Raw genomic sequence first — 24898 nt, forward strand, 5'->3', positions numbered from 1 at the left:
CTCCACCCTTTAGCCGAGCAATACCATGAGCGCATCGTTCCCTGAAACGGCCACCAATACCGACGGCACTGCGAAGTGGCAATTCTGGATCGATCGCGGCGGCACCTTCACCGACATCGTCGCAAAGAAGCCCGATGGCAGCCTGATCACCCACAAGCTGCTGTCCGAAGACCCGGAGCAGTACAAGGATGCGGCCGTCGCCGGCATCCGCCGCCTGCTCGGTCTCGGCAGGGATGAGCTCATCTCCGACGAGCAGGTCGAGGCGGTCAAGATGGGCACCACCGTCGCAACCAATGCGCTGCTGGAGCGCAAGGGCGAAAAGACGGTCCTCTTCATTACCGAGGGCTTCGGTGATGCGTTGCGGATTGGCTACCAGAACCGGCCCCGGCTTTTCGACCTGAAGATCGTACTGCCCGAATTGCTGTACAGCCGGGTGGTCGAGGTGAGTGAGCGCATCGGCACCGACGGCACGGTGTTCAAGCCGCTCGACGTCGAGCGCACACGAGGCGACCTGCAGTCGGCCTATGACGCCGGCTACCGTTCCATCGCTATCGTGCTGATGCACGGCTACCGCCACGTGGCTCACGAGGAGGCCCTCGAAGCGGCGGCACGCGCCATCGGTTTCACCCAGGTTTCGGTGTCGCACAAGGTCAGCACCCTGATGAAGCTGATCCCGCGCGGCGACACCACGGTCGTCGACGCCTATCTGTCGCCCATCCTGCGGCGCTACGTCGATCAGGTTGCGGGCGAGATGTCCGACGTGCAGCTGATGTTCATGCAGTCCAACGGCGGCCTGACCGAAGCGGGGCGCTTCCAAGGCAAGGACGCGATCCTGTCGGGTCCGGCCGGCGGCATCGTGGGCATGGCGCGCACCGCTGCGGCGGGCGGCTTCCACAAGGTGATCGGTTTCGACATGGGCGGCACGTCGACCGACGTGTCGCACTACAGCGGTGAGTTCGAGCGCGAGTTCGAGACCCAGGTGGCCGGTGTGCGCATGCGCGCGCCGATGATGAGCATCCACACCGTCGCGGCGGGCGGCGGATCCATCCTGCATTTCGACGGCAGTCGCTACCGCATCGGCCCGGATTCCGCCGGCGCCAACCCAGGCCCCGCAAGCTACCGCCGTAGCGGTCCGTTGGCGGTGACCGACTGCAACGTGATGCTCGGCAAGATCCAGCCGTCGCGTTTTCCGCGCGTGTTCGGGCATAACGCCGACGAACTGCTGGATGCGGACGTGGTGCGCGAAAAATTCAACGCGCTGGCCGATCAGGTATTGTCCGCGACGGGCAGCCGGCCGTCGCCGGAGCAGGTGGCCGAAGGCTTCATCGAGATCGCTGTCGGCAACATGGCCAACGCCATCAAGCAGATTTCGGTGGCGCGCGGCCATGACGTCACCGACTACGTGCTCAACACCTTCGGCGGCGCTGGCGGTCAGCATGCCTGCCTGGTCGCCGACCAGTTGGGCATGACCCGCATCTTCCTGCACCCCTTCGCCGGGGTGCTCTCGGCCTACGGCATCGGCTTGGCCGATTTCACCGCGATGCGCGAGCAGACGGTCGAACTCAAGCTCGAGGCCGCCTCGCTGCCGCAACTTCGCCGGGCGCTCGAAGGCCTGGAGCGCGAGGCCAGAGCGGAACTGCACGAGCAGAATGTCGACGAAGCGCACATCACCGTGTTGCGTCAGGTGCATCTACGGTATGACGGCACGGACACCTTCTTGTCGGTGCCTTTTGGCGATGAGCGCGCGATGCTTGCGCAATTCGAGGCGGCTTACAAGACACGCTTCTCGTTCCTGATGCCCAGCCGCACGCTCATCGTCGGCAGCGTCGCGGTGGAAGCCGTCGGCTCCTCGCCCTCGGTCGAGGAGCGGGAGTTGAATTTCCCGCCGCGCGACGGCGTGCTGGCGCCGGAAGAGGCCGTACCCATGTTCAGTGGTGGCGCCTGGCACGAGACCGCAGTCTTCCTGCGCGAACACATGCGTCCGGGCGACGTCGTGAAGGGCCCGGCCATCGTTGCCGAGCAGAACTCCACCACCATCGTCGAACCCGGCTGGCATGCCGAGGTCACCCGGCTCAACCACATGGTGATCACCCGCGTCGAGGCTCGCACCGAGCGCCGCGCTATCGGCACCACCGTCGATCCGGTGATGCTCGAGGTGTTCAACAACCTGTTCATGTCCATCGCCGAGCAGATGGGCCTGCGCCTGCAGCAGACGGCCTATTCGGTCAACATCAAGGAGCGCCTGGATTTCTCCTGTGCCCTGTTCGACCGCGACGGCAACCTGGTGGCGAACGCGCCGCACATCCCCGTGCACCTGGGCTCCATGGGCGAGAGCATCAAGACGGTGATTCGCGAGAATTCCGCAAGCATGCAAGTGGGCGACGTCTACGTCATCAATGACCCGTACCACGGCGGCACCCACCTGCCCGACATCACGGTGATCACGCCGGTGTTCTCCGAGGACGGGAAAGCGGTGATCTTCTACGTGGGTTCGCGCGGCCACCATGCCGACATTGGCGGCATTACCCCTGGCTCGATGCCGCCCAACTCGACCTCGGTCGACCAGGAAGGCACGCTGTTCAACAACTGGAAGCTGGTCGAGGGCGGTCGCATGCGCGAGCAGGAGACCCTGGCCATGCTGTCGTCCGGGCCGTATCCAGCACGCAACCCGCAGCTGAACATGGCCGACCTGCGGGCGCAGGTGGCGGCCAACGAAAAAGGCGTGCAGGAGCTGCAGAAGATGGCGCAGCACTATGGCCTGGACGTGGTCCATGCCTACACCCAGCACGTGCAGGACAACGCCGAAGAGGCCGTCCGCCGCGTCATTACCGCCCTGGACGATGGCGAGTTCACCCTCGAGACCGATAACGGTGCCGTCATCCGGGTCGCGATCAACGTCGATCGCGAGACGCGTTCCGCCACCATCGACTTCACCGGCACCTCGCCGCAGCTGGAGAACAACTTCAACGCACCCTCGGCCATCTGCATGGCCGCGGTGTTGTATGTGTTCCGCACGCTGGTCAACGACGGGATACCGTTGAATGCCGGCTGCCTTAAGCCGCTGCAGGTCATCATCCCGGAGGGCTCACTGCTCAATCCGCGCTACCCGGCGGCGGTGGTGGCGGGCAACGTCGAGACCTCGCAATGCATCACCAACGCCCTGTACGGCGCGCTGGGGGTGCTGGGCTCGTCGCAATGCACGATGAACGTTCTGTCTTTCGGCAACGCGAAGTACCAGTACATGGAAACCGTCGCCGGCGGCTGCGGCGCGGGCGCGGGGTTCGACGGTGCGACGGTGGTGCATTCCAACATGACCAACTCGCGCATCACTGACCCGGAAATCCTGGAGTTCCGCTACCCGGTGCTGCTGGAGAGCTACAGCATTCGCCGCGGCAGCGGCGGGCGCGGTGTCCACGTGGGAGGCGATGGCGGTATCCGGCGCATCCGCTTCCTGCAACCCATGACGGTCTCCATCCTTTCAAACAACCGTCGTGTCGCGCCGTTCGGCATGGCCGGCGGCGAATGCGGCAGCCTCGGCGCCAACTGGGTGCAGAAGGCAGACGGCAGCACGCTGTCGCTCGGCCCCTGCGAGTCCATCGACCTCGAGGCGCAGGACGCCATCGTGATCGAGACGCCCGGTGGCGGCGGCTACGGCGCGGCATGATCCGCCCTGTCATTCGGTTCTCTTTTCCTCACCTCAAAGGTTGCATGATGAAAACGCTATTGATCCAGAAGCTCGGACCCGCGTTGCTGGTTGGCACCACCCTGTTGGCGACGTCCGGATGGAGCCAGGCCAAGGACACCGTGAAGATCGCCTTCGTCGGTCCTTTGACTGGCGCCGTCTCCAATGCCGGCCTCGGCGCGCGCAACTCGGCCGAACTGGCCGTCAAGCTGCGCAACGAGGATCCCAAGACCAAATACAACTACACGCTCGAGAGCCTCGACGACGAGTGCAAGCCCAATGTCGGCGTGCAGGTGGCGACCAAGATCGCGGCGGACAAGAGCATCATCGCAGCGGTGCCGCACTACTGCTCGTCGGTCGCCATCGCCGCCGTCGATGTGTATCACCGCTTCGGCCTGCCGGTTGCCATCTGGGCTGCGGTGATGCCGGAGATCACGTACGGCCATTCGTACAAGGAAATCAACCGGGTCAGCGCCACCTTCAGCGGCCAGACCAAGTACAGCGCTAAGTTCATGACGGAGCTGGGTTACAAGAAGTGGGTCGTCATCCACGACACGCTGGACTTGGGCAACGCCCTCAACAAGTATTTCAGCGCAGACATCAAGGCACAGGGGGGCGCGGTTCTGGGCACCTTTGGCGTGGCCGGCGACCAGCAGGACTTCACCACTGAACTGACCAAGGTCAAGGAACTCAAGCCCGAGGCGATCTACATCGGCACCTTGACGCCGCTGGCGATCCGCATCCGCACCCAGATGGACAAACTCGGCATCACGGCGCAGCTGGTGGGCAATTCGGGCATGAAGTCCGATGCCTATATGGAAGCGCTCGGCCCATTGGCCGAGGGCACGATCATCCATTTCGACAGCCCGCCGATCGAGAAGTTGCCCGGCGGCAAGGTCTTCATGGATCAATACACCAAGGCCGCCTATCGCGAGCCGCCGGAGGCCTACGGCCCCTTCGCATTCGCCGCGGCCAACCTTGTGATCGACAGCATCGAGCGTTCAGGTCCGGACCGCAAGAAGGTCGCCCGCGACTTGCGTGCCACCAAGGACCGCGACTCGGTGATCGGCAAGATCAACTTCGATGACCACGGCCAGAACATCACACCGCTGACCAACACCTACGTCGTGCAGGACAAGAAGTGGGCCCTGTGGGAGCAGAGCGACTACGCCTCGGGCAAGCGGAAGCTTGTCAATCAGCCCAAGCCCTGAACAAGAAGACACGGGAGGAGTCACGCATATGGAAATCGGCCTGTTTGGTCAATATGTCTTCAATGGGCTGATGTTGGGCGTGATCTACGCCATGGTTGCCGTCGGGTTCACGCTGTTTTTCGGCGTGCTCGACGTCATCAAGTTCTCGCACGGCGAGGTGCTGACGGTCGGCGCTTTTGCCGGCTACAGCACCTACTTGATGCTGCAGGAGATGGGCGTGGAGTCGCCGATCGTGCTGCTGCTCGCGGTACTGTTCGCGGCCACGCTGGGCATGGCGGTCCTTGGCGCGCTCATCGCCAAGTACCTTGTGCTGCCCCTGAAGTCGGCACCGACCATCAACGTGTTGCTCATCACGCTGATGCTGGGCACGGTGTTGCGCGAATCGATCCGACTGTTCTTCCCGAATGGCTCGAACCCCAAGCCATTCCCGCGGCTACTGCCGGTGAACTCGCTGGAGGTCGGACCGATCAGTCTGCGGGCTGACAGCCTGATCCTGCTGCTGGTGGGTGTCGGCGTGATCGTGACGACCCACCTGCTGATCAACCGAACCCGCCTGGGCCTGGCCATTCGGGCCGTGGCGCAGGATGGCGAGACCGCACGGGTGATGGGCATCAGCTTTGAACTGATCGTATTCATCACCTTCGGCCTTGGCTCTGCCATCGCTGGCTTTGCCGGCGTCATGAGCGGGCTCTATTACAACGAAATCAACTTCAGCATGGGCTTGCTGCTGGGCATCGTTGGTTTCAGCGCGGCCGTCATCGGTGGGCTGGGCAACATGTACGGCGCCATCCTGGGCGGCTTCCTGTTCTCGGCGATGCAGACGGTGGGCGCGGTGGTCATTCCCGCACTGGTGCCCGCGATTCCCAGCGCCTACAAGGACGTCTTCGCATTCGCCGGCGTGATCGTGCTGATGTCCATTCGGCCTACCGGGCTGTTGTCCGAAAAGAGCAGCGAGAGGGTCTGACGTGATGACTGACAAGAAAAATTCCTTGCCCTTGGGCGGCGGCGCTTTGGTGCTGTCGGCCCTGTTCCTGTATGCCTTTTTGCATGCCGAGTCGCAAGTTGGCGTCGCGGCATTATTGGCTGTCGCCGTCGTCGTGCTGGTCGTGGCGGCGCGCCGGGGATGGCTTCGCACCGTCGGCGCCGCATTCGAGACGCATGAGAAGTCGATGAACCGCCTTGTGGTCGTGCTGTCGATCGGCGTGGCCGCGGCTTTCTACGACACCCATTTCGCGTTGCTGATGCTGACAACGCTACTGCTGTTCGTGGTGGTTTGCCTGGGGTTGAACCTCCAGTTCGGCTACGTGGGGGTGGTCAATTTCGCGGGTGCGGCCTTTTTTGGCGTCGGCGCCTACACAACCGCGGTGCTGTCGGCAAAAGCCCAGCTGCCACCGCTGGTGTTGATCCTGGCCGGCGGGCTCACCGCGGCGCTGATCGGCTGCGCGCTGTTGCTGCCGGTCCTTCGCACACGGGGACACTACGCCGGCATCATCACCATCGCCTTCAGCATCCTGTTCAGGACTTTCCTGGAGGTCAACGACGTCTTCGGCGGACCGCAAGGCATGAAGGTGCCGGGCTTCACCCTCTTTGGATGGTCGCTCAACGAAGACATCGTGATTGGCGATCTGGAGATCTCGTTCTACATGAACTACTTCCTCCTGAGCCTGGCCCTGGCCTGCGTGGTCTTCATGCTGATGCGTCGGCTCGAGCGTTCATGGATCGGGCTGAGCATGGATGCGGTGCGCCTCGACGAGGTGTCCGCCAGCACGTTCGGGATCAACGTGACGCGCTGGAAGATCACTGCCTTCATCCTAGGCAACTTCCTGATCGGGCTGGCCGGCGCGATCTACGCGACCATGACGGGGTATGTCTCGCCGAGCAACTTCACGTTCGGCGACTCCCTGATCCTGGTGTCGATCCTGATCCTCGGCGGCATTGGCAATCCCTGGGGCATCCTGCCGGCAGCGGCCATCGTGCTTCTGCTGCCGGAGAAACTCCAGTTCATCCAGGAGTATCGATTCCTGCTTTTCTCGCTGTTGGTCATCGTGATCCTGCTGTTCAAGCCCGAAGGCCTGCTGCCGCGGCGCGTTCGCAACTACTTCCCTGGCGGATCGCAGAAATGACGGCAGCGCAGCAAAACCAGCCAGAAAACGCAGTGGTGCTCACGTGCCGCGATCTGACCATGCGCTTCGGGGGGCTGACCGCCCTCAACAAGCTCACGCTCGACGTCAAGCGCGGCGAGATCCTGGGTCTCCTGGGACCCAACGGCTCGGGCAAGACGACCTTCTTCAACGTGGTCACCGGTCTGTACCGGGCCTCGTCGGGAAGCGCGGCATTCGCTGGCGAGGAGATCCTGCACATGTCGCCGCAGAACATCTACCGTCATGGCATCACTCGCACATTCCAACGCTCACGTCTGTGCTTGCCGTTGACGGTGTACGACAACATCATGATTGGCAATCATCGGAACCTCGACCATGGCTTCGGCTTCAACCTGTTCCGCCGCAAGGCCTTCAGGGCGCAGTTCGAGCGCAGCTTCGAGGAGGCGAGGGCGCTGGCCATCACATTCAATCCCGGCCTAGGCGATCGCCTGATGGACGAGGCCAGCTCCTGCACCATGATCGACCGTCGACGCATCGAGATATGCCGCGCCCTGGTCAGCCAGCCTCGCCTGCTGCTTCTGGACGAGCCGTCGGCCGGCATGACGCACGACGAGACCAGCGAACTGATGGACGACATCCTGCTAGTGAAGAACCGCATTCCGGACCTCACCGTCGTTGTCATCGAACACGAGATGAACATGATCGAGCGCATCACCGACCGCTGCGTGGTCCTGAGCTACGGCGAGAAGATCTGTGACGGCACCTACGCCGAGATCATTGCCGACAAGCAGGTTCAAGAAGCTTACCTGGGGCAATCATGAGCACCTTGCTCGCTGTGGAAAACGTATCGACGGCCTACGACAAAGCCGATGTGCTCAATGGTGTTTCCATTCGGGTGGAGAGCGGAAAGATCACCTGCATTCTCGGCTCCAACGGCGCCGGCAAGTCGACGCTGATCCGCTCCATCCTCGGGCTGACCCCGGCGCGCCAGGGGCGCATCGTCTTTGACGGCCAGGACATCACGCGCATGCCGACACACAAGATCATCGGCGCCGGCATATCCTGCATCCCGGAAGGCCGCAAGGTGTTTCCCAAGATGACGGTGCAAGAGAACCTGCGGTTAGGCGCCTACCAGGAGAAGAATCCGAAGCTCATCCAGCAGCGCCTCGATGCGGTCTACGCCGTGTTCCCGCGCCTGCAGGAGCGCCTTGGGCAGTTTGCCGGCACGATGTCCGGCGGCGAGCAAGCCATGGTGTCGATCGGTCGAGGCATGATGGGCGCGCCCAAGCTCCTGGTGATCGATGAGCCCTCGCTGGGTTTGTCACCGCTGTATGTGAAGGAAAACTTCAACATCATCCGCAAGATCAACGCCTCGGGCGTGACGGTGTTGCTGGTCGAACAGAACATGCACCAAACGCTGGAGATCGCGCACGACGGCTATGTGCTTTCGCAGGGGAGGGTGGTGGCTTCGGGCAGCGCGGCGGAACTGGCGATGAATCCGGAAGTTCAACACGCCTATTTCGGCGGGGCCTAGCCGGGCGGGGGCGGCATCGCTTACTACGGAACCACCCGCCCCGGATTCATCATGCCGCGAGGATCCATGAGCGCCTTGAGCTTTTGCATGAGCTCGATCTCCACCGGGTCCTTGTAGATGCGCATCTCATCGACGTGCAGCGATCCGATGCCGTGCTCGGCGCTGAAGGTCCCGCCCAGTTCCGCCGCGATGTCGTAGAGCCTGTGGCTCAGCGCGCGTTGAAACGCGGCCTTGTCCGCGACATCGGCCCAGAACGCATGCGAGAACATGGCGATGTAGTGCAGGTTGCCGTCGCCCATGTGCCCGACGACGACCTGCGTGGCTTGCGGATAGTGCGCTGCGAGAGCGGATGCCGCACGTTCCATGAATGTCGGGATCATGTAGATCGGCACCGCGATGTCGTGCGTCAAACCCATGCCTTCGCGTCCGTTCGCCTCGGTCACGTTGTGGCGAATGCGCCAGAACTCGTTGCGGTGCTGCTCCGATGCCGCAACCACTACGTCCTGGCAAGCACCCGATTCGTAGGCTTGTTCGAGCGCTTCCTGCAATGTCGCCGTCAGGGCATCGCCTGTGCTCGACGACGCGAGCTCGACCAGTACCAGCCAGGGAGGCACGCCATCCGGGAACGGGTTGCGAAGATCATGGCCGTGGCGCAATGAGATCTCGAATTCCGAGCGCGAGATGAGCTCCAGCCCGACCAGGTCGCCCGGAAACAATCCCTGCAGGCGGATGCCTTCATCGACCGCCTCATCGACGGATGCGAAGCCCATGAGCGCTGCGGCGACGGACTTCGGCTTGGGAAAGAGCTTGAGCGCGGCGGCCGTGACCACGCCGAGCGTTCCCTCGGCACCGATGAACAGGTTTTTCAGGTCGTAGCCGCTGTTGTTCTTGCGAAGCGTGCGGATGCCGTTCCAGATCTGGCCATCGGGAAGAACGACTTCGAGCCCGAGGATCAGGTCGCGGGTGTTGCCGTAGCGGACCACGTTGGTGCCACCGGCATTGGTGGCGATGTTGCCGCCAATTTGGCACGACCCCTCTGCCCCGAGCGACAGTGGGAACAGCCGATCGACTTGCGATGCGGCCTCCTGGATGTCGGCGAGCACGCAGCCGGCTTGTACCGTCATCGAGTTATTGCGCGGATTGATCTCCAGGATGCGATTCATCTTGCCGAGCGCGAGCACGATGTTGCGCCCTTTCGCCGTCGGGACAGAGCCGCCGCAGACGCTCGTGTTGCCGCCCTGCGGAAAGACGCGAACCCCATGTTCTTGGCAATATCGCAGCACCTTCGCGACCTGCTCAGTCGTGCGCGGGTAGACGATGCAATCTGCCACGCCCATGTGGCGCTTGCGCCAGTCGACGAGGTGCGGTGCGAGCGCGTCTGGTGCTTCCGTGGCGCCATTCTCGCCAACGATGGCGCGCAGGCCTTGCAGGAGTTCGTTGGTCATGCTTGTTTCGCCTTGATCACGACAGTGTTCTCAGAAGCCCAGCGCAGCGCCATCGGCGCACCGATCTCGATGCGATCCGCCGCACGGTCCGAGATGCCCTTGACGAGCACCGTACAGCCGTTCGAGAGCTTCACCTCGAAGCGTGTCATGCCGCCCACGAAGGAAATCTGCGCAACTGTTCCGACGCATCGATTCGGATGTCCCGCCGACTCGTCGCCCGGGGCGGCGATCTCCACCTTCTCCGGCCGCACGAGCACCTTCACGTTTTCGCCGAGGCGGAATGCCTCGGTGCTCCTCACCTTCAGCATCCATCCGCCGTCGAGTTCGACCTGGCGGTCGTCCCTCACAACGCCCACAAAGAGATTGGACTCGCCGACGAAATCGGCGACGAACTCGTCAACCGGCTCGAAATAGAGCTCATCCGGCGTGCCGACCTGGGCAATCCGCCCGCCATTCATGAGGCACACGCGATCCGAAAGGTTCAGCGCCTCTTCCTGGTCGTGGGTCACATACACCAGTGTCGTGCCGAGGTCGCGGTGCAACTTCTTGATCTCGCCTTGCAACTGGTCGCGCAGCTTCTTGTCGAGCGCACCGAGCGGCTCGTCCATCAGGATGACCGAAGGCGAGTAGACGATGCAACGCGCAATGCCCACGCGCTGCTGCTGGCCACCTGACATCTCGCGCGGCTTGCGCTTCTCGTAGCCCACGAGGCCCACGCGTTCGAGCGCGTTGCCGACCTTCTGCTTGATCTCCGCATTGCTCGCGCCGCGGATGCGAAGCGGGAAGGCGACGTTGTCGAAGACGTTGAGGTGGGGCAACAGGGCGTAGTTCTGGAACACCATGCCCAACTGGCGCTCCCTTGGCGGCACCGTCGAGACGTCGGCGCCGTCGAGGAGGATCCTGCCCGAGCTCGGCGCGATCGCACCGGCAATGATGTTGAGGATCGTGCTCTTGCCCGAGCCGCTGGGCCCGAGCAGGCTCAGGAACTCTCCGCGACGCACGCTGAGCGCCGTCTCGTGCAGCGCGACGGCCGCACCGTACGATTTGCTCACGCCGTCGAAGACGATCATGGCATCGTGATTGGTCGGACTGCTCATCATCATCATCCTTCGATGTTCTTGTGTACTGGCATTCATGGGGTCAGGGGGCGCTGTCTGAAGCCGCTTGCGGCTGGAACAGGACGGAGATACAGCAAAAGACAACCGACAGGACGGTGAGCAGCGCGGACACCGCCGCGATCACCGGCGAGATGTCCCACTGGATGCTGCTGTACATCTTGACGGGCAGGGTCGTGGTGGTCGGGCTGGTAAGGAACCAAGCGATCACCACCTCGTCGAACGACACGAGAAAGGCGAACAAGGCCCCCGCGAGAAGAGAGGGTCGCAGCTGGGGCAGCACCACCTTGAAGAACACCGTCGTGCGGCTGGCGCCCATGATGGTCGCCGCAAACTCCAGTGCCGGGTCCAGCTTCTTCACCCCCGCCATCACCGTCATCATCATGAAAGGCACCACATACGCGGTGTGGCTCGCGACCAGGCCCGCAGTCGTCCCGACGATCTGCAGCCGCGACAGGTACAGGTACAGGCCGAGCGAGATCACGATGACGGGCACGAGGATCGGGCTCATCAGCAAGAGCATGACGAGTTTCTTGCCCGGAAATTCGAAACGCACCAGCCCGTAGGACGCCGGAATCCCGATCAGCATGGAGGCCAGCGTGGTGATGACCGCGACCTTGACGCTTTGCAGGATCGACGTCATCCACGAAGCGGATGAGAAGAGCTGGCCATACAGCTCGAGTGTCCAGACCCGCGGCGGAAACGCCAGCTCACCCTGCCCTCCGAAAGAGATCGGAATGACGATCAGCGTTGGGATCAGGATGAAGGCATAGACGAAGATAGCGAGCAGGTTGCGCACCCCGCCATAGAAATTGGCTTGGCGGTCGACCACGTCGCGCGATGCATTGGAACTCATGCGGGTACTCCCGGTCGACTGCCGAAGCGCTTGGCCTGATCGGCCGCGATGGCGACCAGCGTGACGATGCCCAGGAGGATGACGCCGATGGCCGATGCCATGCTCCAGTCCATCGTTTCCCGCGTGTAGAAATCGACGAGGTTCGACATCATCACATCCTGTCGTCCGCCGAGCAGTGCGGGAATTACGAAAAAGCCCATTGACATGACAGTGGTGCTCAGCACGCCCGCGGCCACGCCGGGCAGGCTCAAAGGCAAGGTGATGCGAAAGAAGATTCGCGGCGGCTTCGCGCCCATGATCTCCGAGGCGCGGTACAGCGACTTGTCGATCGCCAGCAGGCTGGCGAGCACCGGGAAGACGATGAATGGAATGAGATAGTTCGTCATCCCCACCATGACACCGAAGCGATTGAAGAGCAGCGGCAGTTGAACGGAATCGCTGGCCAGGAAGGACAGGAGCTGGTTGACGAGCCCCACACGGCCCAGCAGCACCGTGAAGGCATAGCTCTTCACGAGGATGCTGGTCCAGAACGGGACCAGCACCAGCACCATGTAGAGCGCGCGCTTCCTGGGTGTCTGTTTCGCCAGATGCAGCGCAATCGGGTAGCCTAGCAAAAGGCTTGCGAACGACGCAACGATGCTGATCTGGAAGGTGGTCTGCAGTGTCCGCTTGAACAGGCCACTGGAAAACAACTTTTGATAGGAGGCCAGGCTGAAGTCCCCGCCTGCCGTCGTCACGCTCGTGTACACCACGTACGCGAGCGGAACGAGCATCACCAGGAAGAGAAACAGGGTGGCCGGCCCGACATAGAGCCAACCTTCGTTGCGCGCGTTCATCGGGATATCAACTCAGAACCCATTCTTTGAATTTGAGCGTCAGCTCGTCATAGTGGTCGGCCCACCATGCGTCGTTGCTCAGCAGATTGTTCTTGTTTTGTGGGTCGGAGAGCCACCTGCTGATCTCGGGCTTCATCAGGCCGCGAGCCTTCTTGCTCGCCGGTGTGTTGCCATGCAGATTCATCAACGCGGCCTGCCGGTCGGGGCGCATCGCGAACTGCAGGTACTTCATTGCGGCGGCCTTGTTCGGCGCGCCCTTGAGAACGACCAGGTACTCGAGGCCGATGAGGTTCTGTTTGAAGGAGAACTGCGTGGGCTTGCCGGACTCCTGCGAGGCCTTGGCGCGGGTCGCATAGGTGTAGCTGTAGTCGACCTCACCGGTCTCGACCAGCGTTGTGGTCTGCGGCGTCTGGTCGACCCACTTGGCGATGTGCGGCTTGATGCGTTCCAGCGCCTTGAAAGCGCGCGGCACGTCCAGCGGGTACATCTTGTCGGGCGACACGCCATCGGCCAGCAGCGCGATCTCAAGCGTTTCGCTGGCGCGGTTGCGCAGGGTACGCTTGCCGGGGAACTTCTTCACGTCGAAGTATTCGGCGAAGGTCTGTGGCGCCTTGCCTTCCGGATACTTCTTGGCGTCCCAGCAGATGCCGCCGGTGAACCCGTAGAAGGGAACTGCTTCCTTGGTCATCGGGGCGATGAGGTCGTTCTGGTCGAAAAGCGCCCGGTCCAGCGGCTCCCAGTAGCCGGCCTTCGAACCGGTCATGGCCATCGGGCCGACGGCATCGAAGACGTCCCATTCAACGTTTTTCGTCATGACCTGCGCCTTGACCTTCGCGAGATCCGGCGTGTCCACCAGCGTGACGCTGATCCCGTACTCCTTCTCGAACGGGCGCACGAGCGCCTCTTCGACGGCAGTGCGGTAGTTGCCGCCCCAGCTTACGACGACCAGCTTCTCTGCCGCCGACGCGCGGTGCGGCACCGCCATGAGCGGAAGGCCGATCGCCGTCGCCGCGGCCACGGCGGTACCCGCGCTTGTGGTCTGCAAGAACCTGCGACGACCCGGATTCAGTTGACTATTGGAAGACATCATGACCACCTTGGGAGAGTTGACGGGAGAGTGTTTATTCGCGTTCGAGAAGCGGCGGAAGCACCTGGGCGATGCGCGCCTTGAGCTGCGCGCTGGCCGGCTTCATCGGCGGCAGCACGTCGCAGCCCATGCCCCAGCCGAGCAAGTCCATCGCGGCCTTGATGGGCGCCGGGTTGGGCTCCGCGAAGATCGTGTCGATGAGCGGGCGCAGCGATGCGTGCAGCGCCACCGACTCCTGCAGCCGGTCGGCCAGGGCCAGTTCGAGCACGCGATCCCACTGGCGGGGCAGCAGGTTGGAGCTGGTGATGATGGCGCCCACGGCACCCATCGCGACATGCAGCGGCATGACGTCTTCTTCACCCGTGAGGATCGCGATCTTCGAGGCCGCGAGTTCCGCCGCGCGCATTTGCTGCGTCAGGTCCGGGTTGCAGGCCTTGATACCGACCACGCGCGTCAAGTCGGCGAGGCGGTCCACCGTCTGAAAGTTCAAGGAGACGCCGGTGCGGTAGGGGATCTCGTAAAGAATGATGTCGGCATCGACCTCGTTCGAGAAGCGCTCGAAGTACTCGACGATGCCGTCCTGCGTCGGCCGGAAATAGTAGGGCGTGACAACCATCAGCGCCTTGACGCCGGCACGCACGAACGCCTTCGCGTTGTCGATCGCATCGCCGATGCCCGGCGACAGGATGCCGGGAATGACGGCGGTCGCGCTTTGGGCGGCTTCGAGCGATGCCTCGACCACCGCGAGGCGCTGGTCGAACGAGAGCGAGGTGTACTCGCCGGTGCCGCCCAGCGGCACCACGCCGCGGCTGCCCGCCTGGGCCATGCGACGCACGTGGGCGCGCAGCGGCTTGGTGTCCACGGCCAGGTCCCGGGTCAGAGGCGTGGGGATCGCAGTCAGGATTCCGGCGTATTTGTGCTGGGCGTTCATTTCGATTTGATGGGTTGAGGTCGGTTCTCGTGAGCGTTCGTCGCTTGGCCATGCCGAACATAAGTGGCGAATGTCACCGTTCTGTCAGCATCCGCCGCCATGATCATTTGCATCAGAGGCCTTTATCAATCCGACCCGAACCGGGGTGGAAGCACACCAAGATCAGTCATTCACGCGCGTGCGCCATTCGTACTTTCCCTTGGGGTTCGCCGTCGCCAGAAGAAAAAATGGCCCCGAGAGGGGCCAAGATGCATCGCGCAGGATCGCGTCACATTTCGCGCGGCGGCGCATAGGTTTCCTTAACGACGCGCGGCGATGTCCAGCGCAGCAAGTTCATCCACGAGCCGGCCTTGTCGTTGGTGCCGCTCGCACGGCCGCCGCCGAAGGGTTGCTGGCCGACGATGGCGCCCGTCGGCTTGTCGTTGAGATAGAGGTTGCCGGCAGCGTGTAGCAGCGCGTCCTGCGCTTGCCGCAGCGCGGTGCGGTCGGTGCAGAAGATCGAGCCTGTTAACGCATAGTCCGAGACCGAGTCGACGGCCTCCAGGACTTCGGTCCATGCCGCATCCGGGTACTCGAACACCGAGAGCACCGGCCCGAACAGCTCGTCCTTCATGAGCCGGTGGTTGGGGTCCTCGACCTGCAGAACCGTCGGGTTTACGAAGAAGCCGACGTCGTCCTTGCAGGTGCCGCCTGCGACCAGCTTCACCTGCGAATCGGCCTTGGCCGCGCCGAGCACGGTGCTGAGCTTGTTGTACGAGTTCTGATCGATGACGGCCCCCATGAAGTTGGACATGTCGGCGACGTCCCCGACGCGCACCTGCGTCAGCAGGTCGCTCAGGATCGACTTGACCCTGGGCCACAGACTGCTCGGCACATAGGCGCGCGATGCGGCGCTGCACTTCTGCCCCTGGTAGCCGAACGATCCCTTCAGCAATGCGACGGCAACCTCCTGTGCATCCGCCGAGCGATGGACTAGCACGAAATCCTTGCCGCCTGTTTCACCCACGATGCGGGGGAAGGTGCGGTACGTGTCGATGCCGGCGGCGGCGCGCTTCCACAGCGACCGGAACACCTCCGACGACCCCGTGAAATGCAGCCCGGCGAAGTGCTTTGATCCGTAGACCGCATCCGTCACGAGGGGGGCGTCGCCGGGCACGAAATTGATCACGCCGGGCGGCAGGCCGGCCTCTTCGAGCGCCTCGAAGAACAGGTAGTTGGACCAGGTCGACTTGTTCGACGGCTTCCACAGCACCGTATTGCCCATGAGCGCCGGCGCACAGGTGAGATTGGCGCCGATCGCCGTGAAATTGAATGGCGAGACCGCGTACACGAAGCCTTCGAGTGGTCGCCAGTCGCATCGGTTTTGCGCGCTCTGAACGGACAAAGGCTGGTCCGCGAAGATCTGCTGGGCGTTAAAGGTGTTGAAGTGAAGGAAGTCGATCAACTCGCAGGCGCTGTCGGCCTCGGCTTCGTCGAGGGTCTTGCTCTGGCCCAGCATGGTGGCCGCATTGATCCGGTGGCGCAGGCGTCCGCGCACGATGCCGGCCGCGCGGTGCATGATGGCTGCGCGATCCGCGAAGTCCATGCGCGCCCAGTCGTGCGCCGCTTCGAGGTTGCTGCGGATCGCATCGTCCACCTGGGCCTTGCTCGGGCGATGCACGCGGGCCAGCACCCGGCTGCGGTCATGCGGCGCGTGGATGGTCTCGACGTCGTCCGAGAAGATCTTCTTGCCGCCGATGACTGCGGGGATGTCCACGATCGCGCGGTCCGCGAGATGCGTCTGGAGTTGGGCCAGCGATTCGGAGCCTACCGCGTAGTTGCAGGTGGGTTCATTCTCGGGCCGGGGGAAGAGGGGGCGATAGTTCATTGAATGCTCCTGCGCTGGGGAAGTTCGACAAGTCTGCGCCGTAGTAAACGCGATGGATGCGCAGGTAAACTAGGAGTTTCCAAGCATGGGCAGGCAGCACGCTCATCATCAGCACCCTTGATGCAATGCAGCAGTATTGCCGATGGGGTCCAGGACAAAAAATTGAACATTGATTTCTTGGTGACTGTATGAACGATGAGTCGACGAGCGACTACCCGGACTGGGGGCTTCTGGGCGCGTGGGTCGCCGTGGTCGAGTCGGAGTCCGTGTCCCACGCTGCCCGTCGACTCGGCCTGTCCCAGGCGGCCGTGTCGATGCGCATCAAGATGCTCGAAGGCAAGCTCGGCACCGACCTGCTCGATCGAGGCACCCGCCCCGCCAAGGTGACGCTGGCCGGCCAGCGGCTCTATGAAACCAGCACCGGGCTGCTGAAGGGCGCCGACGAGATGCTCGAGAGCGTGCGGGGGATCAGTCGGGCCAAGCGGTCCGTCGTGCGGCTGGGATGCATCGACTCCTTCGCCGCGACGGTGGGGCCTGTTCTCTATCGCGCGCTGTCGGGCACCACGCAGCAGGTGAGGTTGTGGTCGGGCCTCACGCCTTCGTTGACCTCCCAGTTCAGCAACCGCCAGCTCGACCTCATGATCACGACAGCGCCGAGCGTGACCGGAAGCGGAGTGAGCCATGTGCCGATCTTCGCCGAGCAGTATGTGCTGGTGATGCCTCGGGATCACGCACTCGAGCCTTTGGGGTCCATCTCGGAGCTGGGCCGGAAGCTTCCGCTCATCCGGTACAGCGCCCGCTCAATGATCGGCGATGACATCGATGCGTTTCTTGCCCGGCATGGCGACCAGTTGGAGAGAACCTGCGAGTTCGATACCACCGACCCCCTGCTGAGCCTTGTCGCCGCGGGGCTCGGCTTTGCCATCACGACGCCGATGTGTCTCTGGCAATCACGTCACTTCGCGCAGCAATTGCGGATGGTGCCGCTCGAGTCTTTGCGAACAAAAGGCCGGCCTTATGGATCGTTGAGGCGGTCCTTTTATCTTTCTTACCGCGAAGGCGAACTCGGCAAGCTGCCTAAGGAAGTCGAGAGTCTTACCCGGATCGCGATGGAAGGGCATATCGCCGCGGAGATGGAGGCCGTGCTTGGCCTGCCCAGCACGATGCTGTTCATGCCGTTGGGAGTCGAGTCACCGGCCGGCGGCGCATAGGGTTAGGATTCCATAGAAGTCAACAGCCAGATGGCTTGATCGCGATCCGAGTTCTTGATCCGCGCCACCTCGGCGGCGAGCAAGCCGAGGCTGCTCTGATCGACTAAGAACTTATGCCGGCATGACGGCCATGAGCTTCGAGGAACGCACGGCCTTGCTGGTGGAGCGCGAAGTGCACTGGCGCAGTGACAAACGCCGAGAGCGTCTCTTGAAGGATGCGCGCCTGAAGTACCCGCAGGCGGCCATCGAGGACATGGATGCTCGCGCCGGTCGCGGCATTGATCGCAAGGCCGTGATGAGCCTGGCGCTGGGCGACTGGATCGATTCGGGCCACAGCGTGTTGATCACGGGACCGACGGGTACGGGCAAGTCGTGGCTTGCATGCGCGCTGGCGCAGTACGCGTGCCGGCGCGGTCGCTCCGCCTAGTACCAGCGCATGCCGCGGCTCGGCGAGGAACTGCGCATCCGCCACGGCAATGGGACCTTCGGCAAATGGCTGATCCGACTGGCCAAGACTGACGTGCTGCTGCTCGACGACTGGGGCATGGCCGCGCTGGACGTTCAAGCACGCAGCGATCTGCTGGAGATCATCGACGACCGGGCGGCCAGCAAGGCCACCATCATCACCAGCCAACTGCCGATCGAGCACTGGTATGCATGGGTTGGTGACGCCACGATCGCTGACGCGATCCTTGATCGATTGATGCAGCAGAACCACCGACTCACTCTCACGGGCGAGTCATTGCGCCAGACCGCGAAAACTCCCCAAAGGAGAAGAACAAAGTCCCATCGTGACCGCCACTTCTACAATCTGAACGCGCAACTGAACACGCATGAGGACCGGTCACGATAGAGCGGAATCGTCGGTCACGTTCGCCGGAATACGCAGCACGGCAAGGACCGGAACGCCTTGCGAAGGATGGCGCTGAAGCTGGGCAAGGGGACGCGGTTCTCCATCGACATCAGCCGTTTCGAGTACGTGGAGGACAAGGAGGCCGCCGACCTCGAGGGCGACACACATCTCCGTGTACTCGCCGGTGATGATCGTCTGCAAAAAGTTGCGGGCGATCTCCCGGCAGATGCCCAAGTACGGCCTCCTCATCCCGAGAGGCCGGCACGGCTCCGCGCGGCCGTGCGATTTCGTGGACATCTTCGTGCTGATGCAGGGACTGAACCTGGACCTGGGTTCGCAGAAGGGCCCGGGCAAGATCGGGATGCTCTTGGTTGCCCAACTGGTCATTGCCCGGCTTGAGAGCGCGCGCGTGTACAGCATGCCGCATGCGGCCACGGTCCTCGAGATCACCGCGGACGGATTGCCCCTGCTGCTGCGGCTCGACGCCAGGGCACATCCTCCTTCCTCCACCGGCTGATTCAGCGTGAGGTTGCTGCGGCCGCGCGGAGCGCGCGCCCTCGCATGCATAGCCGGTGGTGGGCTGCTGCAGGTTCGCGCCTTCGCGCTCATCCCAGCGGGAGGGCTTCGCTCCTCCCTGGACATCTCTTCCCGATCGGACCGGCCTGTGGCGCGGCTGAAATACCGAATCGAGCTCGGTTGCGAACGAGCCCGTTACTTGCGACTGCGGTCGGGGTCTTGTTGCGCGACCAATACGGCCTCGGTTTCGAGCAGCAGCTCGCCGGCGGTGCGCCCGAGAGCGCGCGCGATGCGCAAGATCATGGCGAGTGTTGGCATGTGCTCGCCACGTTCGATTTTCCCCATATGTGATCGTTCGATGCCGGCCTGATGGGCCAAGGCTTCCTGTCCAACGCCATCTGCTGTTCGGAGCGCTCTAACGACTGCCCCGAATGCGAGGGCAGGCGCAGCCTCAAATGTCGTTGCTCCTAACGGCCTTCCTCCCCGAGTGATGTGCTTCTGCATAGACAGAAGGCTCGGATCAAGAGACAATTAAAACCACGTTATCTTTAACTCATGGACAGGATCTTGGAGCAAATATCTCGGTTGAATTGCGCATCGTCGCTATCAGCGAAATCCAAATGACGCGTCGACAGATTGCCTCGCCTTTGCCAACGGCTCGGCCTCTGCGGTTGCCGATCTCGGTGACGCGTGCGCGGCCGCGGCAGACCGCACCTGTCGTGCGCAGCCTGTCGGCTGTGCGTATCGGCGCGCAGGTGAGGGCGCTGCGCTTGGCTGCGGATGTTTCTGGCGGGGCGCTCGCTCAGACCTCGGGGATTTCTGCCTCGATGCTCTCGCGCATTGAGCGCGGGTTGGTCTCGCCTTCGGTGGAGACCTTGGAGCGTCTCGCGCAAGGCTTGCATGTGCCGACGTCGCGCTTCTTTGGCGACCAGGCGCGCCGCACGGATTTCTGCCATGTGCGCGCAGGGCAGGGCGTTGTTGTCGATCGCGTCGGCGCCGTTTCGGACTACCGCTACGAGCTGCTGGGTCATCTGCTGTCGGGCAACCTGTTCGTGGAGCCCTATCTGGTCACCCTGCTGCCCGGTGCCGATCCCTACGTGACTTTCCAACATCCCGGCCTCAAGTTCCTGCACTTCCTGTCCGGGGAGGTCAGCTACCGCTACGGTGGCAAGGTGGTCGCGGTGAGAGCCGGGGACTCGTTGCTGTTCGAGGCGACGGCGCTGCATGGGATCGAGGCCATTCAGAGCGGGCCGGTGTCCTATCTGTCCGCGGTGTTCACGCTGCGCGAGTGAGGCGTGGAGGCCGCGGACCTCGAGGGCGACACCATCTCCTTGTATTCGCCGGTGATGATCGTCTGCGAAAAGCTGCGGGCGATTTGCCAGCAGATGCTCGAGTACGGCCCCCCTCATCCCGAGAGGCCGGCCGGCTCCGCGCGGCCGTGCGATTTCGTGGACATCTTCGTGCTGATGCAGAGACTGAACCTGAGCCTGGGTTCGAAGGCCTGGGCCTTCCTTCGCTCGAAGTTCGCCGTGAAGAAGGTGCCTGGCTCGGCGTTCTCGTAAAAGTGCCCGATGCGTATGAATTCCACCTCGCTCGGGGAGCCCTACCTGGTCACGTTGCTGCCCGGTGCCGATCCGTACGTGACCTTCCACCGCATCCGGGCCTGAAGTTCCTGTATTTCCTCTCCGGGGAGGTCAGCTATCGCTACGGCGCCAAGGTGGTCTCGGTGAGGGCCGGGGACTCGCTGCTGTTCGAGGCGATGGCGCTGCATGGGGATCGAGGCCATTCAGAGTGGGCCGGTGTCGTACCTGTCGGTGGTGTTCACGCTGCGCGAGTGAGCGTGGGCGACGCAGTGACTCGTTGAGCGTTTGGGGCGGGCGCGCTCGAACGCGTCGGATCCCTTCGGCGCCGTGAGATGCCTTGCACGTGGGTCAGGATTGCATGGAAGTCAACACGCTTGACACTTCACGCCTAGACTGCAGCGGGCTTGCCATACCTAAGACACGGCACTGGGACGGTGCACGCGCTTCGATTAGATTTCATGGGGTGTACTGAGCAGGCGTGGGTTGGGCCGAGACACGCTCGCCAGCGTGGGCGAGGTTTTCGACGGGGACTTCATTGAGCATGATGCGGACATTGTTCATCGGTGCGCCCAAGGTGCGGTGTGCGGCTTGGGTCAAACCCATGAAAAGCGCAGATTTCTGTTCGGACGTGAAGCCCGTGGGGAGTGTGACTCGGAGAATCGGCATGACGACCAAAGATGTTGAGGGGTTTTCGAAATTAGGCAGCAGGCGTGGCTGACCCACCGCTCGACGGCCCGGACTTTGCGATGCCAGCGACTGCGAAATGGGATGCGGGGACCTCGTCGATGGCGATGCGGACGGAGTCGGCGGGAACCCCAAGTGCAAGCGCCGTGGCGTCGGTCATCTCGCGAAACATGTTCGCCTTCTGCTCGGCACTGCGACCGGCGATGAGGGTGGCGTTGATAAAGATCATTTGTGAAGCCTGAGGGGTGTTACCTGTTTCAAGAACGAGCGCTGCAATGCGTTTGCGCGATCAGAGACCCCGACTTGCTTTCGGTCATCGCAGTGATGGAGGCTTCGGCCGGCCCTTGCGGGGGCATTGCGTCGGTAAGGGGCTGAACATGGTGGCGCGCGAGGTACAGCGCGTATTCGCCCGCATGCAGTTTGGGTGGGGCAGAGCCTGGAAGCGCCGGGCCGCACCGGTTTGGAGTGGGTGTGGGCTGCCGGTTCGATGACATCGGTTCATAATTTGCCGCAATAGTTGATATTATTATTTCTTCCATTGACTGGTTATTGTTGATGACACCTATTGAGATTTCACAAACGATTCTGTAAGGTTTAAGTCAAGCCGTCGCCATACTGGCGAGCCTGCTCGCACACCAAGTCCATTCGTTTGGCCACGACAGCCTGCAGTGAGTGCCGATCGCATGCGCGGTTGTGAGATTCCGGCGGCCGCGAGATGCATGGCTTGAAAGCCGCACTTGCGCCTCGAAAGCGATCAAATCATTTAAGTTCAATGCGCACACGGCCTCGCCGGACCCGCGCCCACCAAGCCCAACATGGCCAAACGCCTCGCCAACACAGCTCCAGAAACCATCAACGACGACATCGACTCCGGAACAGACAAGGCCGCGGCCGGGCTTCGTACCGGCACGCTGCTGCGCGGCCTGGCCATTCTCGATATTCTGATTCCGGCGGGGCATCCGCTGCCGCTTGCTGAGATTGCCGCAGAGGCAGACCTTGATCTCAGTACTGCACTTCGGTTGTTACGCACGCTAGAAGAAGCGCGCCAGGTGATCCGCGTGGGAGATGGCAAGCGCTACATCGCTTCCCCCAAGGCCCTGCGTCCGCTGCCCCTGCTGCACCCACTGGAGCAGTTACGCCGGGAGGTCGATCCGATCATTCGCGAGCTCGCCGCCAAGGTGTCTAAGACCGTCGTGCTCGTGGCATTCCTTGGCGCCGAGCGCGTGGTGGTTGAGGTGATGCAGTCTGCAGGATCGCTCAGTCCTTACTATTCGACGTGGTTGACGGGTCCGCTGCATGCATCCGGACCTGGCAAGGCTTTGTTGCTGTCGATGGATGCGCCGCGACGCCGGGTATTGTTGGGCGATGCGCCGTATGCCGCGTTCACGTCATCGACGATCACGGACGCCAAGGGACTGGAGGCGGACCTTGAGCAATCGGTCAAGCGCGGGTATGTACTGGTGCGCGATGAGTACTACGACGGACTGAGCGCGATGGCCACCAACTTCCAGACGTGGGGGGGGCGCACGGTAGGCTGTATCGCGCTGACGGGGCATTCGGCCGACTTCGGCGACAGCGCGCTCGATGCGATGGCCGTTGAGTTGACCGCCTGTTCACGGCTGATGCCGTTGCAGGCCGTCTCGCTGAAGATGCTCGACCAGCTCGGCGGTCGAACATAGAGGTCCATCCGTGAAGGCGGCCTTACGCGGTCTGTGCAGCTGACAGAGGTGTACCGCTGAGATGACACTGTCGCCAGCCAAGTGCGCGCGGCCAGTGATTGGCGGCCGGCCGGAGCATCGATAGGATTTCGCCGGCTGCTTCAGCCGCATCAAGGCACGGCAACTGATCCTGCACTTGCCGATGGTCGTGTCCTGCGTTGGTGGCAAAGGGTCAGATGGCGATTCGCCGCCTGAGCTTCAGCCAGCGGAGGTGTAAGCGGTCTTGACGACCGTGTAGAACTCCGCCGCGTAACGCCCCTGTTCCCGTGGTCCATACGATGAACCCTTGCGGCCGCCGAAGGGCAGGTGGAAGTCGAGGCCGCTCGTTGGCTGATTGACCTTGACGATGCCCGCCTCGGCATTTCGTTTGAAATGCGTCGCGTACCTCAGGCTGGTGGTGCAGATACCAGTGGCCAGACCGAACTGCGTGTCGTTCGCGACGGCAAGCGCCTCTTCGTAGTCCTTCACGCGCACGACCGCTGCCACGGGACCAAAGATCTCTTCACGGGCAATGCGCATCGAGGGCGCTACATCGGTGAACAGCGCGGGCTGCAGATAAAAGCCCGGAGTCGGCCGACCGAGTCGTTGGCCGCCCCAGTGCAGGATCGCACCCTCCTCGCGGCCGATCGCGATGTAGGAAAGATCGGTTTCCAATTGCCGCTCGTCTACGACAGGGCCGATGTGGCTTCCGGGATCGAGCGCATGGCCGACCTGCAGCCCCTGCAGGCGTTCGGCGACAGCATTGACAAAGCGATCGTGGATGCCCTCGGTGACGATGAAGCGCGACGTTGCCGTGCAACGTTGACCGGTGCTGATGAACGCGCCGTTCACCGCACATTCGACCGCCACCTCGAGATCCGCGTCATCGAGCACGACCAGTGGATTCTTTCCGCCCATTTCGAGTTGCATGCGCTTCATCACCGGTCCTGCCACGCAGGATGCGGCAATGCGCCGACCTGTCGGTACCGAGCCCGTGAAGCTGATGGCGTCGACCTGCGGGTGCGCTGTTAACACAGCGCCGATCTGACTGCCGCTGCCCATCACAAGGTTCAGCACGCCGCGCGGTAGGCCTGCGCGGTGCAGGATCGCGACCAGTTCCCAGGCAGATCCCGGCACAAGTTCCGCTGGCTTAAAGACCACAGTATTGCCGAAGGCGAGTGCGGGCGCGATCTTCCAGGCCGGGATGGCGATGGGAAAGTTCCAAGGTGAGATGATTCCGACCGTGCCGAGTGGCTCCCGTGTGACTTCCGCATCACTGCCCGCCACCAGGCCGGCCAGTCGTTCGCCGCCAACGCGCAACGCCTCTCCTGCAAAGAACGAAAGCACCTGGGCGGCGCGGCTGACTTCACCGATGCCTTCGGGCAAGGTCTTGCCCTCTTCCCGAGCCAGTAGGCGGCCCAGTTCCTCGCGGCGCGCCATGATCTCCTGCGATGCCTTCGCCAGAATGTCGTGTCGCACCAGTGGCGTGCTGCGCGACCAGCTCGGAAACGCGGCGCGCGCCGCCGCGATGGCCTGCTCGGCCTGTACCGCGTCGGCGCGGGCGTACTCACCAATCACTTCGCTGGTGTCGGAAGGATTGACGTTGGAGGTGTAGCCGCCGCCCGAGACCCATTGGCCGTCGATCAAGTTGTCGTAGCGCTGGTGCCGTGTCATGGTGCCGTTCTCCC

General features: G+C 62.9%; 23 protein-coding genes and 2 pseudogenes. 13 read left to right on the forward strand and 12 right to left on the reverse strand.

Annotated elements, in window-relative coordinates:
• Positions 1-25: 25 nt before the first annotated feature.
• The 6 genes from AC57B8_RS07595 to AC57B8_RS07620 are packed head-to-tail and all read left to right on the forward strand — an operon-like array spanning position 26 to position 8529.
• Positions 26-3664: a hydantoinase B/oxoprolinase family protein gene (locus AC57B8_RS07595; protein ID WP_496479139.1), complete on the forward strand. Its 3639-nt coding sequence runs from the start codon at positions 26-28 to the stop codon at positions 3662-3664.
• Positions 3665-3711: 47 nt separating this feature from the next.
• A complete protein-coding gene (locus tag AC57B8_RS07600) occupies positions 3712-4893 on the forward strand; it encodes a branched-chain amino acid ABC transporter substrate-binding protein (RefSeq protein ID WP_496479468.1) in 1182 nt (393 codons plus the stop codon).
• A gap of 34 nt (positions 4894-4927) precedes the next feature.
• Positions 4928-5857: a branched-chain amino acid ABC transporter permease gene (locus AC57B8_RS07605; RefSeq protein WP_496479469.1), complete on the forward strand. Its 930-nt coding sequence runs from the start codon at positions 4928-4930 to the stop codon at positions 5855-5857.
• A gap of 4 nt (positions 5858-5861) precedes the next feature.
• Positions 5862-7016 (forward strand): branched-chain amino acid ABC transporter permease, encoded by a 1155-nt coding sequence (locus tag AC57B8_RS07610; protein ID WP_496479140.1) that lies wholly within the window; start codon positions 5862-5864, stop codon positions 7014-7016.
• Positions 7013-7816 (forward strand): ABC transporter ATP-binding protein, encoded by an 804-nt coding sequence (locus AC57B8_RS07615; protein WP_496479141.1) that lies wholly within the window; start codon positions 7013-7015, stop codon positions 7814-7816. The genes AC57B8_RS07610 and AC57B8_RS07615 overlap by 4 nt, the downstream gene beginning before the upstream one ends.
• A complete protein-coding gene (locus tag AC57B8_RS07620) occupies positions 7813-8529 on the forward strand; it encodes an ABC transporter ATP-binding protein (RefSeq protein ID WP_496479142.1) in 717 nt (238 codons plus the stop codon). Before AC57B8_RS07615 ends, AC57B8_RS07620 begins: the two co-directional genes overlap by 4 nt.
• Positions 8530-8552: 23 nt before the next feature.
• Here AC57B8_RS07620 and AC57B8_RS07625 read toward each other — a convergent pair whose 3' ends face one another.
• The 7 genes from AC57B8_RS07625 to pruA all read right to left on the reverse strand — a co-directional run bounded on the left by AC57B8_RS07625 (position 8553) and on the right by pruA (position 16666).
• Positions 8553-9974 (reverse strand): FAD-binding oxidoreductase, encoded by a 1422-nt coding sequence (locus AC57B8_RS07625; RefSeq protein ID WP_496479143.1) that lies wholly within the window; start codon positions 9972-9974, stop codon positions 8553-8555.
• Entirely contained in the window at positions 9971-11071 is a 1101-nt protein-coding gene (locus AC57B8_RS07630) for an ABC transporter ATP-binding protein (protein WP_496479144.1), read from the reverse strand. Before AC57B8_RS07630 ends, AC57B8_RS07625 begins: the two co-directional genes overlap by 4 nt.
• 43 nt (positions 11072-11114) lie before the next feature.
• Positions 11115-11945, reverse strand: a complete 831-nt coding sequence (locus tag AC57B8_RS07635) for an ABC transporter permease (protein WP_496479145.1) — start codon at positions 11943-11945, stop codon at positions 11115-11117.
• On the reverse strand, positions 11942-12781 hold the full coding sequence (locus AC57B8_RS07640; RefSeq protein ID WP_496479146.1) for an ABC transporter permease: 840 nt from the start codon (positions 12779-12781) through the stop codon (positions 11942-11944). Before AC57B8_RS07640 ends, AC57B8_RS07635 begins: the two co-directional genes overlap by 4 nt.
• 7 nt (positions 12782-12788) lie before the next feature.
• Positions 12789-13868 (reverse strand): ABC transporter substrate-binding protein, encoded by a 1080-nt coding sequence (locus tag AC57B8_RS07645; RefSeq protein WP_496479147.1) that lies wholly within the window; start codon positions 13866-13868, stop codon positions 12789-12791.
• A gap of 34 nt (positions 13869-13902) precedes the next feature.
• Positions 13903-14799, reverse strand: a complete 897-nt coding sequence (gene dapA / locus AC57B8_RS07650) for a 4-hydroxy-tetrahydrodipicolinate synthase (protein WP_496479148.1) — start codon at positions 14797-14799, stop codon at positions 13903-13905.
• A gap of 268 nt (positions 14800-15067) precedes the next feature.
• A complete protein-coding gene (pruA, locus tag AC57B8_RS07655; RefSeq protein ID WP_496479149.1) occupies positions 15068-16666 on the reverse strand; it encodes an L-glutamate gamma-semialdehyde dehydrogenase in 1599 nt (532 codons plus the stop codon).
• A 188-nt stretch (positions 16667-16854) separates the two neighbouring features.
• Here pruA and AC57B8_RS07660 point away from each other — a divergent pair, with 188 nt between their 5' ends.
• Positions 16855-17877, forward strand: a complete 1023-nt coding sequence (locus AC57B8_RS07660; protein ID WP_496479150.1) for a LysR family transcriptional regulator — start codon at positions 16855-16857, stop codon at positions 17875-17877.
• Between the two features lie 118 nt (positions 17878-17995).
• Positions 17996-18730: pseudogene (gene istB, locus AC57B8_RS07665) on the forward strand (IS21-like element helper ATPase IstB); the annotation flags it as partial.
• Here the strand turns inward: istB and AC57B8_RS07670 are convergent.
• Positions 18722-18964: a hypothetical protein gene (locus AC57B8_RS07670; protein ID WP_496479151.1), complete on the reverse strand. Its 243-nt coding sequence runs from the start codon at positions 18962-18964 to the stop codon at positions 18722-18724. The pseudogene istB and the gene AC57B8_RS07670 sit on opposite strands and share 9 nt — an antisense overlap.
• A gap of 55 nt (positions 18965-19019) precedes the next feature.
• On the opposite strand from AC57B8_RS07670, the gene AC57B8_RS07675 reads away from it, so the two are divergent.
• Positions 19020-19247 carry a hypothetical protein gene (locus AC57B8_RS07675; protein ID WP_496479152.1) on the forward strand — a complete coding sequence of 76 codons (228 nt, stop codon included), beginning with the start codon at positions 19020-19022 and terminating at the stop codon, positions 19245-19247.
• A gap of 194 nt (positions 19248-19441) precedes the next feature.
• Here the strand turns inward: AC57B8_RS07675 and AC57B8_RS07680 are convergent, their stop codons facing one another.
• Positions 19442-19750, reverse strand: a complete 309-nt coding sequence (locus AC57B8_RS07680; RefSeq protein ID WP_496479153.1) for a helix-turn-helix domain-containing protein — start codon at positions 19748-19750, stop codon at positions 19442-19444.
• Positions 19751-19965: 215 nt separating this feature from the next.
• Here AC57B8_RS07680 and AC57B8_RS07685 point away from each other — a divergent pair, with 215 nt between their 5' ends.
• From AC57B8_RS07685 to AC57B8_RS07695, 3 genes and pseudogenes are all read left to right on the forward strand, one after another.
• Positions 19966-20538, forward strand: a complete 573-nt coding sequence (locus tag AC57B8_RS07685; protein WP_496479470.1) for a helix-turn-helix domain-containing protein — start codon at positions 19966-19968, stop codon at positions 20536-20538.
• A 3-nt stretch (positions 20539-20541) separates the two neighbouring features.
• Positions 20542-20808, forward strand: coding sequence for a hypothetical protein (locus AC57B8_RS07690; protein ID WP_496479154.1), 267 nt, complete (start codon positions 20542-20544; stop codon positions 20806-20808).
• 36 nt (positions 20809-20844) lie between these two features.
• Positions 20845-21084: pseudogene (locus AC57B8_RS07695) on the forward strand (cupin domain-containing protein); the annotation flags it as partial.
• Between the two features lie 201 nt (positions 21085-21285).
• On the opposite strand, the gene AC57B8_RS07700 reads toward AC57B8_RS07695, so the two are convergent.
• Positions 21286-21495, reverse strand: a complete 210-nt coding sequence (locus AC57B8_RS07700) for a tautomerase family protein (protein WP_496479155.1) — start codon at positions 21493-21495, stop codon at positions 21286-21288.
• A gap of 31 nt (positions 21496-21526) precedes the next feature.
• Positions 21527-21790, reverse strand: coding sequence for a tautomerase family protein (locus tag AC57B8_RS07705; protein WP_496479471.1), 264 nt, complete (start codon positions 21788-21790; stop codon positions 21527-21529).
• Between the two features lie 538 nt (positions 21791-22328).
• Between AC57B8_RS07705 and AC57B8_RS07710 the strand changes: the two genes are divergently transcribed.
• A complete protein-coding gene (locus AC57B8_RS07710) occupies positions 22329-23192 on the forward strand; it encodes an IclR family transcriptional regulator (protein WP_496479156.1) in 864 nt (287 codons plus the stop codon).
• Between the two features lie 237 nt (positions 23193-23429).
• Here AC57B8_RS07710 and AC57B8_RS07715 read toward each other — a convergent pair whose 3' ends face one another.
• Complete coding sequence (locus tag AC57B8_RS07715; protein WP_496479157.1) at positions 23430-24884, reverse strand: aldehyde dehydrogenase family protein; 1455 nt, start codon at positions 24882-24884, stop codon at positions 23430-23432.
• Positions 24885-24898: the final 14 nt, after the last annotated feature.

The organism is Variovorax sp. BGA-UO-ETr-C22 (assembly GCF_059567965.1).

Bases quoted from the DNA above. Each gene is read 5' to 3' on its own strand.
- AC57B8_RS07595 (WP_496479139.1), top strand. From the start codon at position 26: ATGAGCGCATCGTTCCCTGAAACGGCCACCAATACCGACGGCACTGCG.
- AC57B8_RS07600 (WP_496479468.1), top strand. From the start codon at position 3,712: ATGAAAACGCTATTGATCCAGAAGCTCGGACCCGCGTTGCTGGTTGGC.
- AC57B8_RS07610 (WP_496479140.1), top strand. From the start codon at position 5,862: ATGACTGACAAGAAAAATTCCTTGCCCTTGGGCGGCGGCGCTTTGGTG.
- AC57B8_RS07615 (WP_496479141.1), top strand. From the start codon at position 7,013: ATGACGGCAGCGCAGCAAAACCAGCCAGAAAACGCAGTGGTGCTCACG.
- AC57B8_RS07620 (WP_496479142.1), top strand. From the start codon at position 7,813: ATGAGCACCTTGCTCGCTGTGGAAAACGTATCGACGGCCTACGACAAA.
- AC57B8_RS07625 (WP_496479143.1), bottom strand. From the start codon at position 9,974: ATGACCAACGAACTCCTGCAAGGCCTGCGCGCCATCGTTGGCGAGAAT.
- AC57B8_RS07630 (WP_496479144.1), bottom strand. From the start codon at position 11,071: ATGAGCAGTCCGACCAATCACGATGCCATGATCGTCTTCGACGGCGTG.
- AC57B8_RS07635 (WP_496479145.1), bottom strand. From the start codon at position 11,945: ATGAGTTCCAATGCATCGCGCGACGTGGTCGACCGCCAAGCCAATTTC.
- AC57B8_RS07640 (WP_496479146.1), bottom strand. From the start codon at position 12,781: ATGAACGCGCGCAACGAAGGTTGGCTCTATGTCGGGCCGGCCACCCTG.
- AC57B8_RS07645 (WP_496479147.1), bottom strand. From the start codon at position 13,868: ATGTCTTCCAATAGTCAACTGAATCCGGGTCGTCGCAGGTTCTTGCAG.
- dapA (WP_496479148.1), bottom strand. From the start codon at position 14,799: ATGAACGCCCAGCACAAATACGCCGGAATCCTGACTGCGATCCCCACG.
- pruA (WP_496479149.1), bottom strand. From the start codon at position 16,666: ATGAACTATCGCCCCCTCTTCCCCCGGCCCGAGAATGAACCCACCTGC.
- AC57B8_RS07660 (WP_496479150.1), top strand. From the start codon at position 16,855: ATGAACGATGAGTCGACGAGCGACTACCCGGACTGGGGGCTTCTGGGC.
- AC57B8_RS07680 (WP_496479153.1), bottom strand. From the start codon at position 19,750: ATGCAGAAGCACATCACTCGGGGAGGAAGGCCGTTAGGAGCAACGACA.
- AC57B8_RS07700 (WP_496479155.1), bottom strand. From the start codon at position 21,495: ATGCCGATTCTCCGAGTCACACTCCCCACGGGCTTCACGTCCGAACAG.
- AC57B8_RS07710 (WP_496479156.1), top strand. From the start codon at position 22,329: ATGGCCAAACGCCTCGCCAACACAGCTCCAGAAACCATCAACGACGAC.
- AC57B8_RS07715 (WP_496479157.1), bottom strand. From the start codon at position 24,884: ATGACACGGCACCAGCGCTACGACAACTTGATCGACGGCCAATGGGTC.